This is a genomic window from Flavonifractor sp., from assembly GCF_019422385.1.
GTDB classification, from domain to species: domain Bacteria; phylum Bacillota; class Clostridia; order Oscillospirales; family Oscillospiraceae; genus Flavonifractor; species Flavonifractor avistercoris.
This window is the reverse complement of record NZ_JAHZDL010000004.1, coordinates 1-14,354: the sequence shown is the minus strand read 5'-3', so window position 1 is coordinate 14,354 and position 14,354 is coordinate 1. Positions and strand designations below refer to the sequence as shown.

At 64.1% G+C, this 14,354-nt stretch carries 16 protein-coding genes and 1 riboswitch; of the genes, 6 read left to right on the top strand and 10 right to left on the bottom strand.

The annotated features are described in order from the left end of the window. Positions 1-207: 207 nt before the first annotated feature. A riboswitch (FMN riboswitch) is annotated at positions 208-322 on the top strand. 94 nt (positions 323-416) lie between these two features. The 4 genes from ribD to ribE are packed head-to-tail and all read left to right on the top strand — an operon-like array spanning position 417 to position 3,933. After that, a complete protein-coding gene (gene ribD, locus QZ378_RS01185) occupies positions 417-1,592 on the top strand; it encodes a bifunctional diaminohydroxyphosphoribosylaminopyrimidine deaminase/5-amino-6-(5-phosphoribosylamino)uracil reductase RibD (protein WP_291257033.1) in 1,176 nt (391 codons plus the stop codon). Beyond that, positions 1,573-2,223, top strand: a complete 651-nt coding sequence (locus QZ378_RS01180; protein ID WP_291257061.1) for a riboflavin synthase — start codon at positions 1,573-1,575, stop codon at positions 2,221-2,223. Before ribD ends, QZ378_RS01180 begins: the two co-directional genes overlap by 20 nt. 16 nt (positions 2,224-2,239) lie before the next feature. Beyond that, positions 2,240-3,439, top strand: coding sequence for a bifunctional 3,4-dihydroxy-2-butanone-4-phosphate synthase/GTP cyclohydrolase II (locus tag QZ378_RS01175; RefSeq protein ID WP_291257032.1), 1,200 nt, complete (start codon positions 2,240-2,242; stop codon positions 3,437-3,439). A 29-nt stretch (positions 3,440-3,468) separates the two neighbouring features. Continuing rightward, positions 3,469-3,933, top strand: coding sequence for a 6,7-dimethyl-8-ribityllumazine synthase (ribE, locus tag QZ378_RS01170; RefSeq protein ID WP_291257031.1), 465 nt, complete (start codon positions 3,469-3,471; stop codon positions 3,931-3,933). A 67-nt stretch (positions 3,934-4,000) separates the two neighbouring features. Here ribE and QZ378_RS01165 read toward each other — a convergent pair whose 3' ends face one another. The 6 genes from QZ378_RS01165 to leuC form a co-directional block, all read right to left on the bottom strand. Beyond that, the gene (locus QZ378_RS01165) at positions 4,001-5,191 is read right to left on the bottom strand and encodes a pyridoxal phosphate-dependent aminotransferase (RefSeq protein WP_291257030.1); all 1,191 of its coding nucleotides are present in this window, start codon (positions 5,189-5,191) and stop codon (positions 4,001-4,003) included. Positions 5,192-5,356: 165 nt separating this feature from the next. Further along, complete coding sequence (locus QZ378_RS01160; RefSeq protein WP_191528930.1) at positions 5,357-5,965, bottom strand: ECF transporter S component; 609 nt, start codon at positions 5,963-5,965, stop codon at positions 5,357-5,359. Between the two features lie 104 nt (positions 5,966-6,069). Then, a complete protein-coding gene (locus tag QZ378_RS01155) occupies positions 6,070-6,858 on the bottom strand; it encodes a type III pantothenate kinase (protein ID WP_291257029.1) in 789 nt (262 codons plus the stop codon). A gap of 289 nt (positions 6,859-7,147) precedes the next feature. Then, complete coding sequence (gene leuB / locus QZ378_RS01150) at positions 7,148-8,224, bottom strand: 3-isopropylmalate dehydrogenase (protein ID WP_291257028.1); 1,077 nt, start codon at positions 8,222-8,224, stop codon at positions 7,148-7,150. Further along, positions 8,221-8,706 (bottom strand): 3-isopropylmalate dehydratase small subunit, encoded by a 486-nt coding sequence (locus tag QZ378_RS01145; protein WP_191379325.1) that lies wholly within the window; start codon positions 8,704-8,706, stop codon positions 8,221-8,223. Before QZ378_RS01145 ends, leuB begins: the two co-directional genes overlap by 4 nt. Before the next feature lie 63 nt (positions 8,707-8,769). After that, complete coding sequence (gene leuC, locus QZ378_RS01140) at positions 8,770-10,029, bottom strand: 3-isopropylmalate dehydratase large subunit (RefSeq protein WP_191528933.1); 1,260 nt, start codon at positions 10,027-10,029, stop codon at positions 8,770-8,772. Between the two features lie 100 nt (positions 10,030-10,129). Between leuC and QZ378_RS01135 the strand changes: the two genes are divergently transcribed. Both QZ378_RS01135 and QZ378_RS01130 read left to right on the top strand, forming a co-directional pair. Then, the gene (locus QZ378_RS01135) at positions 10,130-10,750 is read left to right on the top strand and encodes a Crp/Fnr family transcriptional regulator (protein WP_191379327.1); all 621 of its coding nucleotides are present in this window, start codon (positions 10,130-10,132) and stop codon (positions 10,748-10,750) included. Positions 10,751-10,902: 152 nt separating this feature from the next. Further along, entirely contained in the window at positions 10,903-11,331 is a 429-nt protein-coding gene (locus tag QZ378_RS01130) for a hypothetical protein (RefSeq protein WP_291257027.1), read from the top strand. 61 nt (positions 11,332-11,392) lie between these two features. Here the strand turns inward: QZ378_RS01130 and QZ378_RS01125 are convergent, their stop codons facing one another. The 4 genes from QZ378_RS01125 to QZ378_RS01110 all read right to left on the bottom strand — a co-directional run bounded on the left by QZ378_RS01125 (position 11,393) and on the right by QZ378_RS01110 (position 14,194). Continuing rightward, entirely contained in the window at positions 11,393-12,121 is a 729-nt protein-coding gene (locus QZ378_RS01125; RefSeq protein WP_087240511.1) for a YebC/PmpR family DNA-binding transcriptional regulator, read from the bottom strand. Between the two features lie 74 nt (positions 12,122-12,195). After that, positions 12,196-12,993 carry a Nif3-like dinuclear metal center hexameric protein gene (locus QZ378_RS01120; protein ID WP_087240509.1) on the bottom strand — a complete coding sequence of 266 codons (798 nt, stop codon included), beginning with the start codon at positions 12,991-12,993 and terminating at the stop codon, positions 12,196-12,198. Next, the gene (locus QZ378_RS01115; RefSeq protein WP_291257060.1) at positions 12,981-13,685 is read right to left on the bottom strand and encodes a class I SAM-dependent methyltransferase; all 705 of its coding nucleotides are present in this window, start codon (positions 13,683-13,685) and stop codon (positions 12,981-12,983) included. Before QZ378_RS01115 ends, QZ378_RS01120 begins: the two co-directional genes overlap by 13 nt. Positions 13,686-13,987: 302 nt before the next feature. Further along, positions 13,988-14,194 (bottom strand): DUF1858 domain-containing protein, encoded by a 207-nt coding sequence (locus tag QZ378_RS01110; protein ID WP_087240505.1) that lies wholly within the window; start codon positions 14,192-14,194, stop codon positions 13,988-13,990. Positions 14,195-14,354: the final 160 nt, after the last annotated feature.

Sequence of the window (14,354 nt, the reverse complement as noted above, 5' to 3'; positions counted from 1 at the left end):
TACTATAAAACTGGTCGGCTCACAAGGAAAAATTTGCAGGCGGGTTCCGCCGCCGATTCAAGCGGGTTTATCCTATCACAAAAACCGTGCGGGGGCAAGAAAAAATCCCGCAAAAGAACCTGTTCCCTCCGGCCCTTCCTTTGTGGAAAATGGAAAAAAGGGAGTTGACAGGCATCCCGTCGGGTAGTATACTTGTCTCAATTGAATCAGGATCTTCAGGGCGGGGTGCAATTCCCCACCGGCGGTATAGCCCGCGAGCCGAAAGGCATGACCCGGTGTGACTCCGGGGCCGACAGTACAGTCTGGATGGAAGAAGATCGTGTGCCGCAGCGTCTGTTTGCTGTCCCCGCGCGTGTTTGGAAAGAGTGCTCTGGAATTTGCAGATTCCAGGGCTTTTTTGTTTGCCGCGCGGGCGGATGCCCGGCCGTGATGCCTTGGACTCTGGTTCAAGGCATCTTTTCTTTTCGGAGGCGAGGCATACGAGAAAAACAGACGAGGACTACATGGCCATGGCCCTGGAGCTGGCGGAGCGGGGCGCGGGCTGGACTTCCCCCAACCCCATGGTGGGGGCTGTCCTGGTGAAGGACGGGGCGGTCATCGGCCGGGGATGGCACCGCAGATGCGGCGGGCTCCACGCAGAGCGGGAGGCACTGGCGGACTGCACCTGCTCCCCCGCCGGAGCCACCCTCTACGTCACCCTGGAGCCCTGCTGCCACCAGGGGCGGCAGCCCCCCTGCACCGACGCCATCCTGGAGGCCGGGATTGCACGGGTGGTGGTGGGCTCCGGCGACCCCAACCCCCTGGTGGCGGGCCGGGGCCTGGACATCCTGCGGGCCCGCGGCGTCCGGGTGGACACCGGCGTGCTCCAGGGGGCGTGCGACGCCCTCAACCGGGTGTTCTTCCACTACATCCAGACTCGGCGGCCCTATGTGGTGCTGAAATACGCCATGACCCTGGACGGCAAGACCGCCACCCGCACCGGGGCATCCCGGTGGATCACCGGCGAGGAGGCCCGCCGCCGGGTGCACCGGGATCGCCACCGCTGTTCCGCCATTCTGGTGGGCATCGGCACCGCCCTGGCCGACGACCCTCTGCTCACCTGCCGACTTGAGGGCGGCCGCAACCCCCTGCGGGTGATCTGCGACTCCGCCCTGCGGCTCCCCCTGGACTCCAGCCTGGTCAAAACCGCCCGGGAGGTGCCCACGGTGGTGGCCGCCGCCCAGGCCGATCCGGCCCGCCGGGCCGCGCTGGAGGCCGCGGGGTGCCGGGTGTGGGAGCTGCCCGGCCCGGACGGGCGGGTAGAGCTGCCCGCTCTGCTGAACCGGCTGGGAAAAGAGGAGATCGACAGCCTCCTGGTGGAGGGCGGCGCGGCCATGGCCGGGGCCTTCCTGGACGCCGGGCTGGTGCAGAAGGTACAGGCCTACATCGCCCCCAAGCTCTTCGGCGGGGCGGACGCCCCCTCCCCCGTGGGCGGCCTGGGGGTGGCCCTGCCGAACGGGGCGCTCCAACTCAGCGGCCTTACCGTCACCCGGCTGGGGGACGACATCCTGCTGGAAGGCGAGGTGGATGCGCATGTTCACCGGGCTGGTTGAGGAGGTGGGCGTCCTTCGCTCCGTCCGCCGGGGGGCCCACTCATCGGTGCTCTCCATCGGTGCCCGGGAGATTCTGGACGATCTGAAGGTCGGGGACAGCGTGGCGGTCAACGGCGTGTGCCTCACCGCCACAGCGATCGACTCCGGCGGCTTCACCGCCGACGTGATGCACGAGACCCTGAACCGCTCCTCCCTGTCCGCCCTCACGGCGGGCGGCAGGGTCAATCTGGAGCGGGCCCTGCCGGCGGGCGGCCGCCTGGGCGGGCACATCGTCTCCGGCCACATCGACGGCACCGGAACCATCACCGCCAGGCGGCGGGACGACAACGCCGTATGGTACACGGTGGCAGCCTCCCCCTCCCTGCTGCGGTACATCGTGGAGAAGGGCTCCATCGCCATGGACGGCATCAGCCTGACGGTGGCCGGGGTGACGGAGCGGGACTTCTCCGTCTCGGTCATCCCCCACACCGCCGCTGTCACCATTCTGGGCGGCAAGGGGCCGGGGGATGTGGTCAACCTGGAGACCGACATCATCGGCAAATACGTGGAAAAGCTGCTGCGCCCCCGGGATGCGCAGGCCGCCCCAGCCGGCGGCCTCACCCTGGAGTTTCTGGCGCAGAACGGCTTTTGATTGAGGAGGTATTCCTATGTTTCCATACAGCACCATCGAGGAGGCCCTGGAGGAGCTGCGGCAGGGCCGCATGATCCTTTGCACCGACGACCCGGATCGGGAGAACGAGGGGGATCTGATCTGCGCGGCCCAGTCCGTCACCACCGAGCAGGTCAACTTCATGGCCACCCATGGCAAGGGGCTCATCTGCATGCCCATGTCCCTGGAGTTCATCCAGAGGCTCCGGTTTCCCCAGATGGTGTCCCATAATACGGACAACCACGAGACGGCCTTTACCGTCTCCATCGACCACGTGTCCACCACCACCGGCATCTCAGCGGAGGAGCGGGCGGTCACCGCCCGGGCCTGCGCCGATGATGCCGCCCGCCCGGAGGACTTCCGGCGGCCCGGCCACATGTTCCCCCTGCTGGCCAGGGAGCACGGCGTGCTGGAGCGGGCGGGCCACACCGAGGCCACGGTGGATCTCCTGCGGCTGGCGGGGCTGAAAACCTGCGGCCTGTGCTGCGAGATCATGGGGGACGACGGCACCATGATGCGCGCCTCCCAGCTCCAGGAGAAGGCGAAGGAGTGGGGGTTGAAGTTCATCACCATCCGGGATCTCCAGGCCTACCGCAAGCGGCACGAGAAGCTGGTGGAGCAGGTGGCGGTCACCCGCCTGCCCACCAGGTACGGCCAGTTCACCGCCTACGGCTATCGAAACCGGCTCAACGGGGAGCACCACGTGGCCCTGGTAAAGGGGGACATTGGGGACGGCAGAGATGTGCTGTGCCGGGTTCACTCCGAGTGTCTCACCGGCGACTGCTTCGGCTCCCTGCGGTGCGACTGCGGCCAGCAGCTGGCCGCCGCCATGACCCAGATTGAACGGGAGGGCCGGGGCGTGCTCCTCTACATGCGGCAGGAGGGCCGGGGCATCGGCCTGCTGAACAAGCTGAAGGCCTATGCCCTCCAGGATCAGGGCATGGACACCCTGGAGGCCAACCTGGCCCTGGGCTTTGCCGGAGATCTCCGGGAGTACTACATCGGCGCCCAGATCCTCCGCGATCTGGGGGCAAAGACCATGCGCCTGCTCACCAACAACCCGGACAAGGTGTACCAGCTCGCCGACTTCGGCCTGACCATCGTGGAGCGGGTACCCATCCAGATGGAGGCCACCGAGGAAGACCGCTTCTATCTGGAGACCAAGCAGCACCGCATGGGGCACATCCTGAATTACTGAAATAGGGACAGGGAAAGGAGAACATCACCATGAAAATCTATGAGGGCAAACTGGTATCCGAGGGCATCCGCGTGGGCATTGTGGCCGCCCGGTTCAACGAGTTCATCGTCTCCAAGCTGCTCAGCGGCTGCGAGGACGGTCTGCTCCGTCACGGCGTGCGGGACGAGGACATCGCCGTGGCCTGGGTGCCCGGCGCGTTTGAGATCCCCCTGGCGGCCCAGGCCATGGCCAAGAGCGGGAAATACGACGCGGTCATCACCCTGGGGGCAGTGATCCGGGGGGCCACCAGCCACTACGACTATGTGTGCGCCGAGGTGTCCAAGGGGGTATCCAATGCGTCCCTGAACACCGGCGTGCCGGTGCTCTTCGGCGTGCTCACCACCGACACCATTGAGCAGGCCATCGAGCGGGCCGGCACCAAGGCGGGCAACAAGGGCGCTGAGTGCGCCCAGGGAGCCATTGAGATGGTCAATCTGCTGCGGGGCATGGCGTAATCCGTCCAATCCACAAAGCACCCCCGCGGGCCGCGGCCCGCGGGGGTGCTGTCAGTTTTCCGGGAAATCAGCCCTGGAGGAACTTCTCCAGGCGGTTCAGCCCCTCCTTGATGTTGTCCATGGAGGTGGCGTAAGACCAGCGGACAAAATTGGGCGCGCCGAAGCCGGAGCCGGGCACCACGGCCACCAGGCCGTATTTCAGGAAGGCGTCGGCAAACACGTCGTCGTCGGTGATCTCCACGCCGTGGATGGTCTTGCCGATGAGCTTCTCCAGGTTCATCATCACGTAGAAGGCGCCCTCGGGCTTGATGCAGCTGACGCCGGGGATGGCGTTCATCCGCTCCACGATATAGTTGCGGCGCTCCTCAAAAGCCTGGCGCATGGTCTCCACCTTCTTCTGGGAGCCGGTGAGGGCGGCCACGGAGGCCTTCTGGGAGATGGCCACCGGGGAGCCGGTGGAGTGGCTGACATAATTGGCCATGACCTTGGCGATCTGGTCGTTGGCGCAGGCGTAGCCGATGCGCCAGCCGGTCATGGCGTAGGCCTTGGACACGCCGTTGATGAGGATGGTGCGCTCCTTGGCGTCCTCGCTGAGGGCGGCAAAGCTGGTGAATTCCCCGCCGTCATAGACCAGGCAGGCGTAGATCTCGTCGGAGATAACATAGATGTCCGCCTCGGTGCACACGGCGGCCAGGGCCTCCAGCTCCTCCCTGCTGTACATCATGCCGGTGGGGTTGGAGGGGTTGTTGAGCATGATGGCCTTGGTTTTGGGAGTGATGGCGGCGGAGAGCTTCTCCGCGGTGAGCTTGAAGTGCTCGGCCTCCGTGGCGGTGACCACCACGGGCACGCCGCCCACCATCTTGATGAGCTCATAGTAGCTGACCCAGTAGGGCGCGGGCAGGATCACCTCGTCACCGGGGTTGACCAGGGCCCGCAGGGCCAGGTACACCAGGTGCTTGGCGCCGCTGCTCACCACCACCTGGCTGGGCTTGTACTCCAGGCCGCAGTCCGCCTTCATGCGGCCGCACACCGCCTGGCGCAGCTCCACCGTGCCGGCGGCGGGGGTATAGCGGGTCGCGTTCTGCTCGATGGCGGCGATGCCCGCCGCCTTGATCTCGTCGGGGGTATTGAAGTCGGGCTCACCGGCGCCGAAGCCGATGACGTCGATGCCGTCAGCCTTCATCTGCTTGAACATGGCGTCAATGGCCATGGTGGTGGAAGCGCGAACCTCCGTGGCGATCCTGGACAGCTCTTTCAATGGAATCTCTCCCTTGTCTTATCAAATTCTGCCCTATTATATGCCTCAACTTGCAAAATTGCAAGCCCTTATCCAAAAATTCTCGCCAATTATGAATGATTTTTCTTGGCAAAATGCAAAACGGCGTCCATCCGAACCGGATGGACGCCGTCTGTGGGCCTGCTGTCAGCGGAGCATCCGCGCACCGATGACGCGGACGATCACGGTACTGAGCACCAGGTTGATGACCAGCTCCAGAGCAAAGTTGATGCTGACCATGGTAAAAATCATATAGGTAAGAACCGTCTGTCCCGCGCTGGTGGCCCACGCCTCCAAAAAGCTGGGGAACAGGAAGAACAGGCCAAGCAGGAAAATTCCGGTGTTGACCACCGGGCTGACAATGCCGGCCGCAACGGAGCCGGCTATCATCCGGCCGTGGGCCAGGCTGTCTCCCACGACAGCCCGATAGACCAGGCCGGCCGCCAGGCCGGCCGCCACTCCCTTGACAATGCAGATCAGGGCGGTCAAAAAGGGGTTGGCATTCCAAAGGGCGTTGCCGCCCGCATCCCAGCCGATGATGCAGGTGATCGTTACCACCACACCGAACACGCCGCCCAGATAGGCGCCCGCTTTGGGGCCGTAGATGGCGGCCCCGATCAGGATGGGGGCCAGGGTCAGGGTGGGGGCGAACACGCCCACCCGAACCAGCGCGCTTGCGACTAGCTGCAGGACTACGACGATGGCCGTCATCAGGGCCAGTCCTGTCAGCCGCCTGGTTTTCTCATGTGCTCTCATATTCACTTTACCTCCTGCTGCCGCTCCTCTCTCCTTCAAGGATGCAGCGCAATGTATTTACTCACGGCGAGCAGCCGTCGAGTACAGGGAAATGGGCCGAAGCGTCACGCCTTCCGGTGCTTTTTTGCGTTTCTCTGATAGAGCAGATAAAGCCCGGTCATGACCAGGTCGGCGTCGTAGTGGATATGCCGTTTGCAATAGCGCAGGATGCGGGGGGCGTTGCCGCCGGTGGCCACCACCGTGACCGCCTGCCCCAGCTCCGCCTCCATCCGGTCTACCATGCCGTCCACCATGCTGGCGTGTCCATAGAGCACGCCGGAGCGCATGGCCTCCTCGGTGGTGTGTCCCAGCAGCGTCGGCGTGGACGGGCTCTCCAGGGAGATAGGCGGCAGGGCCGCCGCACGCTCCGAAAGGGCGTCCAGCGCCAGGGCCAGGCCGGGCATGATGCTGCACCCCTCGTACACGCTGCCCACAATCAGGGACAGGGACGTGGCCGTACCCATATCCACCATGACCAGGGGGCTGGGATACCTGGCAATGGCCGCCACAGAGGAGGCCACAATGTCGCTGCCCAGCTGGTTGTGGATCTCCGCCTTGATGTTCAGGCCCGTCTTGATGCCGGGCCCCACCACCAGAGGGGGCTTCCCGGTGAGCCGTGCGATAGCGTCGATGAAAACAGCGGTCAGGGGGGGCACCACACTGGACAGGATGGCCCCGTCCACCGCCCGCGCCTGGGCGCCGTAGAGATTCAGCACGCACAGCAGATCAATGGCGCACTGATCCCGGGTTTTGCCCCGGGAGGTCTCCAGCAGGGCCCGGAGGGTCAGCTTCCCCGCCTCGTCAAACAGCCCGACGGTGGTGTTGGAGTTGCCTACGTCTACCGCCAAAATCACAGCCGTCCCCTCCCCTTCTGTGCCTTTGAACTCATTATATCAAATGGGATCTGGCCGGTCAAGAGAAAGGCGGGCAGCCAAGTGGCCGCCCGCCGGAGGCTGTCGATAAACCCTCCAGCCAAAGGATTCGGAAGGAAGGATAGTGTGAAAGGGAACCGTCAGGGTTCCCTTTCGCGTTTGATCAAACAACTTTTTGAAACTTCAAAAAAGTTTCAAAAAGTTCAGAAGCGTGTCGAAAAGACTTTTTCGACACGCTGAGGCGGGCAGCCAAGTGGCTGCCCGCCGATGGTCAGATATGCTGGCAGATCAGATCTCCCATCTGTCTGGTGCCGATGGGGGTGACGCCGGGCTCGGCGATGTCGGGGGTGCGCCAGCCCTCGGAGAGCACCGCGTCCACCGCCGCCTCCACCACGTCGGCCTCGGCGGCCAGGCGGAAGGAGTAGCGGAACATCATGGCCACGGACAGGATGGTAGCGATGGGGTTGGCCTTGTCCTGGCCGGCGATGTCGGGGGCGGAGCCGTGGATGGGCTCGTACAGGCCGGGGGCGGTGTCGCCGATGGAGGCGGAGGGCAGCAGGCCGATGGAGCCGGTGACCATGCTGGCCTCGTCGGACAGGATGTCGCCGAACATGTTCTCGGTAACCACCACGTCGAACTGGCCGGGATCCTTCACCAGCTGCATGGCGCAGTTGTCCACCAGCACGTCCTCGTACTGCACGTCGGAATACTCCTCCGCCAGCCGGTGCATGACGGAGCGCCACAGGCGGCTGGTCTCCAGCACGTTGGCCTTGTCCACGCTGGACACCTTCTTCCGGCGGAGCCGGGCCAGCTCAAAGGCCCGGCGGCCCACCCGCTCAATCTCCTTCTCCGAGTAGGCCATCAGGTCGGTACACTCCAGGCCCCGATCCTCGGTCTGGTACTTGTCCCGCTTGCCGAAGTAGACGCCGCCGGTGAGCTCCCGCACCATCATCAGGTCGATGCCCTTCTCCGCCGTCTCCTTTTTCAGGGGGCAGGTGTCGGCCATGGCGGGCCGCAGGGTCGCGGGGCGCAGGTTGGCGTACAGGCCCAGATCCTTGCGGATGGCCAGCAGGGCGGTCTCGGGCCGCTGCTCGGCGGGCTTGTCCGGCCCCCACTTGGGGCCGCCCACCGCGCCCAGCAGCACCGCGTCACAGGCTCTGCACTTCTCGGCAGTGCCGTCGGGGTAGCTCTTCCCCACCGCGTCGGTGGCGCAGCCGCCCAGCAGCACCTCCTCATAGGTAAAGCTGTGGCCGAACTTTCTGCCCACGGCCTCCAGCACCTTGACGGCCTCTCCAACCACCTCGGGGCCGATACCGTCGCCGCGGATCAGGGCGATTTTATAGTTCATTTCGCCACCCCCCGGGCCTTCAGGGATTTCAGTAGGCCGCCGTTGTCCACGATGCCCTGGACAAACTCGGGCAGGGGCGCAGCCTGATAGGTCTTGCCGGTGGTCTCGTCGGTGATCACGCCGGTATTGAAGTCCACGCTCACCGTATCGCCGGCCTGGATGCCCTCCGCCGCCTCGGCGCACTCCAGGATGGGGAAGCCGATGTTGATGGCGTTGCGGTAGAAAATGCGGGCAAAGGAGGGGGCAATCACGCACTTGACACCGCTGGCCTTGATGGCCAGGGGGGCGTGCTCCCGGGAGGAGCCGCAGCCGAAGTTGGCCCCGGCCACGATGATGTCGCCCGGCTCCACGGTGGAGGCGAAGCTGGCGTCGATGTCCTCCATGCAGTGGGAGGCCAAGGACTTTTCGTCGGGGGCGTTGAGATACCGGGCGGGGATGATCACGTCGGTATCCACGTTGTCTCCGTATTTATAGACCTTCATGATAACAATCCTTTCTTGGGCGGCGGGGACAAGCCCCCGCCCTACAGATTCAGAACCGGCCGGTTACAGCTTGCGGGGATCCGCCACGCACCCCGCCACGGCGGAGGCGGCGGCCACCGCCGGGTTGGCCAGGATGATCTCGGAGGTGACGGGGCCCATGCGGCCCACAAAATTGCGGTTGGTGGTGGAGATAGCCCGCTCCCCGTCGGAGAGGACGCCCATGTGTCCGCCCAGGCAGGGGCCGCAGGTGGGGGTGGACACGGCGCAGCCGGCCTCGATGAAGGTCTGGATCAGGCCCTCTGCCATGGCATCCAGGGTGATCTGCTGGGTGGCGGGGATGACGATGCAGCGCACCCCGTCGTGAACCTTGCGGCCCTTGAGCACCGCCGCGGCCTGACGGAGGTCGTCCAGCCGACCGTTGGTGCAGGAGCCGATGACCACCTGGTCGATGTGGGTGCCCGCCACCTGATCCACGGTGCGGGTGTTGGAGGGCAGGTGGGGCAGGGCCACGGTGGGCTGGAGGGTATCCAGGTCGATGACCACCTCCTGCTCATACTCGGCGTCGGGATCGGGCTCCACCGCCTCCCAGGGCCGGGTCACCCGGCCGTCCAGATAGGCCCGGGTCTTGTCGTCCACTGGGAAGATGCCGTTCTTGGCGCCCGCCTCGATGGCCATATTGGCGATGGTGAAACGGTCGTCCATGGACAGGGAGGCCACCCCTTCCCCGCTGAACTCCAGGGACTTGTACAGGGCGCCGTCCACCCCGATGGTACCGATGAGGTGGAGGATCACATCCTTACCGGAGACACAGGGCTGGAGCTTGCCTTTCAAAGTCACCTTGATGGCGGAGGGAATGCGGAACCAGGCCAGGCCGGTGGCCATGCCGGCGGCCATGTCGGTGGAGCCCACGCCGGTGGAGAACATGCCCACCGCGCCGTAGGTGCAGGTGTGGGAGTCGGCGCCGATCATGCACTCGCCGGGGGCGGTGAGGCCCTTTTCCGGCAGCAGGGCGTGCTCCACCCCCATGCAGCCCACGTCGTAGAAGTGGGTGATGTTGAAGCGCTTGGCAAACTCCCGCACCTGGGCGCAGAGCTGGGCGGCTTTGATATCCTTGCAGGGGGTATAGTGATCCAGCACCAGGGCGATCCTGTCCTTGTCGAATACCTGGGTCAGCCCGGCCTTATCGAATTCAGAAACCGCCACTGGGGTGGTGATGTCGTTGCCCAGCACCAGATCCAGCTTGGCCTCCACCAGCTGACCGGGGACAACGTGGTCCAGGCCGGCATGCTTGGCCAGGATCTTTTGGGTCATGGTCATTCCCATCTTTGGGTGCCTCCTCTTTATGATTGTTGCATTCAGCATACCATGGCCCTTGTCAAAAGAATGTAAAGCGTGTTACAATTTGATTCAGGAGGCGATGGCCATGCTGCGCAATATTTGGACCCCCCTAGCCGACGGACAGCCTGTCCAGCACAAGGAGCCGGGCCAGCTGATCTACTTGCAGGACACCCGGGCGGAGTGCTTTTACTACATTGTATCCGGCACGGTAAAGTGCTATATCAGTTCTCCAGAGGGAGAAGAGCGTATCCTTACCCTTCCCCACGCCGGCGAGCTGATTGGAGAGGCCGCCTTTTTTGACCGGCAGCCCCGGGTGTCCTCCGCCGTGGCGGTTACCCCCTGCCAGCTGGTGGAGGTGGACCGGCAGCGGCTGACGGAGGTGTTTGCCCGCCACCCGGATTTGGCCATCTCCATGCTGGAAAATCTGGCCAGGCGGGTGCGCCTGCTCTCAGAGCATGTGGACGGCGAATTTCTCCCGGCGGACAAGCGCATTGCCCGGCACCTTCTCTCCCTCCCCGCCGACGCCCGGGGAGAGCTCCACTGCACCCACGAGGAGATCGGCTCCTCCGTGGGGGTCAGCCGGGTGACGGTGAGCCGGGTGCTGGGGGAGTTTGACCGGCGGGGCTGGGTACGGACGGGCTATCGGAGCCTTCGACTGCTGAACCGTGCGGCCATGGAGGCATACCTCTCTGAAAACGGCGCCTGACGGGCCGGGCCTCTGCCGAGACTGGCTTCCGAATCATAAAGGGATGCGCCGCGGTATTCCAGCGAGCTGCTGGCCCTGCTGTCCGGGTATTTCCAGGACGGCGGCCGATAATTTCTCCTTTCCCATGGCATACTGTGTGGGAGGTGATCCATTTGCTTACCGAAGCCGAACTGCTCTACGATGTTTCGCCCACCACCGAGATGGGGCGGGATGGGATTGAAACCGTCCTGCCCCACTCGGGGGAGGGGCCCTTCCGCGCGGCTCTGGAGCAGCAGCTGGCGGAGTACAGGGCCATTCACGGCACTGCGGCCGAGATGCTCCGTGCCCGGGGGCAGGAACCGAAGGGGCTCAGCCCGGTGGTCAGGTTCTCTGCCGGGATGGCGGGCGCCTTCCGATCCATGGCCGGCCAGTCCACATCCAAAATCGCGGAGATGATGATCCAGGGCAATACCATGGGTCTGACCAAGGGGCTCCGGAATCTGCACAGCTATCACGGCAAGGATGTGCGGGTGCGGGAGCTGGCTCACAAGCTCCTGGCCACCGAGGAGGCCAATATCGTCCAGATGAAGCCCTATTTATAGCCGGGCAGCGCAGCAAAACGGGGAGCGGCCGATTTGCCGCTCCCCGTCTGTCTGTATCCGCTCAGTCCTGATCCCAGTTGTGCCAGACGTTCTGCACGTCGTCGTTCTCCTCCAGGAGGTCGATGAGCTTCTCCATATTCTTGATATCGTCCTCGTTCTCCAGTTTGACATAGTTCTGGGGAACCATCTCCACCGCGGCCTGGACAAAGGTGTAGCCCTTCTCCTCCAGGGCGGCCAGCACGGAGCCAAAGGCGTCGGGATCGGTGTACACCTCGAACACCTCGTCCTCCACCTGCATGTCGTCGGCGCCGGCGTCCAGGGCGTCCATCATGACGGTGTCCTCATCCAGATCCTCTTTCTCAATGACGATCACGCCCTTGCGGTCGAAAGACCAGGACACGCAGCCGGTGGCGCCCAGGCCCTTGCCGTACTTGTCCAGCAGGTGGCGCACCTCGGGGGCGGTGCGGTTGCGGTTGTCGGTGAGGGCATCCACGATCACGGCCACGCCGGAGGGGCCGTAGCCCTCGTACACCACGTTCTCGTAGCTGTCGGTGTTGCCGGAGCCCAGAGCCTTGTCAATGGTGCGCTTGATGTTGTCGTTGGGCATGTTGGCGGCCTTTGCCTTGGCGATGACGGTGGCCAGGCGGGAGTTGTTATTGGGGTCGCCGCTGCCGCCGGTCTTGACCGCCACGATCATCTCGCGGGCGATCTTGGTAAATATCTGAGAGCGCTTGGCGTCGGCCGCACCCTTCGTCTTCTGGATATTGTGCCACTTGGAATGTCCTGACATATTGATTCGTTCCCTTCCTGCTATCGAAAATCAGCGGAACTAGTTTATCACGATTGCGGCGGCTTGGCAACCCCTTAGAGGTAGGAAAAGACCTCTTTATGCCGATTTGTGGGGACAATCTCCACCTGGGGGAAGCCGGAGGACAGCCATTTGGCCAGTACGGGGCACACCACCTGCTCGGTGGGATAGTGGCCCGCGTCGATCAGGTTCACCCCCAGGGCTTTGGCGTCCAGGAAGCCGTTGTACTTGACATCCGCGGTGACAAAGGTGTCGCACCCCAGGGCCAGGGCGTCCCGCAGCATGTCGGCGCAGGCGCCGCCCCCCACGGCCACCCGGCGCACCGGCCGGCGGGCATCCACATAGCGCACCCCGTTGGCCCCCAGGGCCTCCTTCACAAAGGCGGCGAAGGCAGGGGCGTACATGGGCGCACCGACGGTATTGCCCACCCGGCCAATGCCGTAGGGCCGGCCGGAGGCGTCCACCCCATCCTGATGGAGCTGCTCAATCTGCACCAGGCCCAGCTTTTGGGCCAGGGCGTCGTTGACGCCGCCGGCCACCGCGTCCAGGTTGGTGTGGGCGCAGATGGCGGCGATTCCGTGCTCAATCAGGGACAGCAGGATGCGGCCATCCGGGCCGCCGTCGGTCACCGACCTGGCAGGATGGAAGATCACCGGGTGATGGGAGACGATCAGCTCCGCCCCCACCTCCGCGGCCTCTGCCGCCACCTCCTCGGTGATGTCCAGGGAGACCAGGATTTTTGTCACCGTCCGGTCTCCCCGCCCCACCAGAAAGCCGGCGTTGTCAAAGTCCATCTGCAGGGAGAACGGAGCCAGCCCGTCCAGATACTGATATACCTCTCTTACCGTTGCCATGACAGCCATTCCTCCTTCATGTCCAGCAGGCCCTGGAAAACCTGCTCCATCTCTGCCAGCCGCTGGGCATCCTCTGCCCGGGTGGATCGGCGCAGGCCCGCCGCCGCCCGCTCCGTCTGGTGCAGCAGGCGGTTCAGATAATCCGCACGCAGAGGGGCCTGCTCCCCCTCCTGCTGGCATCCGGCCCAGAGCTCCGCCGGCGTCAGCTCCCGCATGGGGCCTGCACGTACCACAAAAATGGTGTAAATGGTATCCCCTTCCCTGCTCAAAACCTCCCGCCGGATGGCGTATCCGTGGGCCTGGAGCCACTGGCGCAGGAAGGGCTGGGCGCTCATGGGCTGAAGCAGCAGCAGGCAGTCCCGTTCCCAGATCCAGGGGGCGGCGGCCAGGATGGCCGCCACGGTCTCCCCGCCCATCCCGGCAATGGCGATGGTGTCCGCCTCCTCCGGACGGATGGCGGACAGGCCGTCACACAGGCGAAAATCCATTTGGTTGGTCAGGCCGTATTTTTCCGCCGTGCTTCGCGCCCGATCCAGGGGGCCCTGCCGCAGGTCAGAGACCACCGCACGGGAGATCACCCCCCGCTGCAGCAGCCAGACAGGCAGATAGGCATGGTCAGTGCCCACATCCGCAAACCGCGCCCCCCAGGGCACCAGCTCCGCCACAGAGCGCAGGCGGGGCGAGAGCTCCATGTTTCTCAAATACGTCACCTCCGGAGAAAAAAAGAGGCGGCTTTTAACCGCCTCTGAAACTGTCGAAAAAGTGGCTTTGCCACTTTTCGAGCAGGATGCAGTCCGCCGCGCGCAGGATTTGTTCGCCTGAAGCGGACAAATCCCACACTTGCGGCCTGAGAAGTGTTTTCTCCGACGCACATGTCGCCGGAGAAAACAGATTTCAATTTTTTCGCGCCTGCGGGCGCGAACTCTGCGAGGCTTTTTCGACAGACTGAGAGGCGGCTTTTAACCGCCACTCCTTTTTGAGCCGCTCAAACTTCTTACTTGGCCTCGGCCATGCTGGCGTTGATGCGCTCCAACAGCTCATCCACCTGCACGCCATGCACCATGCAGGCCTGCTCCACCGTCTCCCCGCGGGAGGAGGGGCAGCCCAGGCAGTGCATGCCGATGGACAGGAAAATGGGGGCCGTCTCCGGCGCGATGTCCAGAATATCGCCAATGATGGTATCTTTCGTAATCTGAGCCATAGGGGGAATACCTCCGATTCTCTAGGATATGAGTAGTATATCCTATCTTTCGCCTTTTTGCAAGAAGGAGATTCATTTTTCCGCTGGAATCCGCCGCCATTTTTTTGTAGGTTTGTCAAACATATTGGACAGTGAATTCATTCGGAGAAAGCCAGCTAAG

Bases quoted from the DNA above. Each gene is read 5' to 3' on its own strand.
- ribD (WP_291257033.1), top strand. From the start codon at position 417: ATGCCCGGCCGTGATGCCTTGGACTCTGGTTCAAGGCATCTTTTCTTT.
- QZ378_RS01180 (WP_291257061.1), top strand. From the start codon at position 1,573: ATGTTCACCGGGCTGGTTGAGGAGGTGGGCGTCCTTCGCTCCGTCCGC.
- QZ378_RS01175 (WP_291257032.1), top strand. From the start codon at position 2,240: ATGTTTCCATACAGCACCATCGAGGAGGCCCTGGAGGAGCTGCGGCAG.
- ribE (WP_291257031.1), top strand. From the start codon at position 3,469: ATGAAAATCTATGAGGGCAAACTGGTATCCGAGGGCATCCGCGTGGGC.
- QZ378_RS01160 (WP_191528930.1), bottom strand. From the start codon at position 5,965: ATGAGAGCACATGAGAAAACCAGGCGGCTGACAGGACTGGCCCTGATG.
- leuB (WP_291257028.1), bottom strand. From the start codon at position 8,224: ATGAACTATAAAATCGCCCTGATCCGCGGCGACGGTATCGGCCCCGAG.
- QZ378_RS01145 (WP_191379325.1), bottom strand. From the start codon at position 8,706: ATGAAGGTCTATAAATACGGAGACAACGTGGATACCGACGTGATCATC.
- leuC (WP_191528933.1), bottom strand. From the start codon at position 10,029: ATGGGAATGACCATGACCCAAAAGATCCTGGCCAAGCATGCCGGCCTG.
- QZ378_RS01135 (WP_191379327.1), top strand. From the start codon at position 10,130: ATGCTGCGCAATATTTGGACCCCCCTAGCCGACGGACAGCCTGTCCAG.
- QZ378_RS01125 (WP_087240511.1), bottom strand. From the start codon at position 12,121: ATGTCAGGACATTCCAAGTGGCACAATATCCAGAAGACGAAGGGTGCG.
- QZ378_RS01120 (WP_087240509.1), bottom strand. From the start codon at position 12,993: ATGGCAACGGTAAGAGAGGTATATCAGTATCTGGACGGGCTGGCTCCG.
- QZ378_RS01115 (WP_291257060.1), bottom strand. From the start codon at position 13,685: ATGGAGCTCTCGCCCCGCCTGCGCTCTGTGGCGGAGCTGGTGCCCTGG.
- QZ378_RS01110 (WP_087240505.1), bottom strand. From the start codon at position 14,194: ATGGCTCAGATTACGAAAGATACCATCATTGGCGATATTCTGGACATC.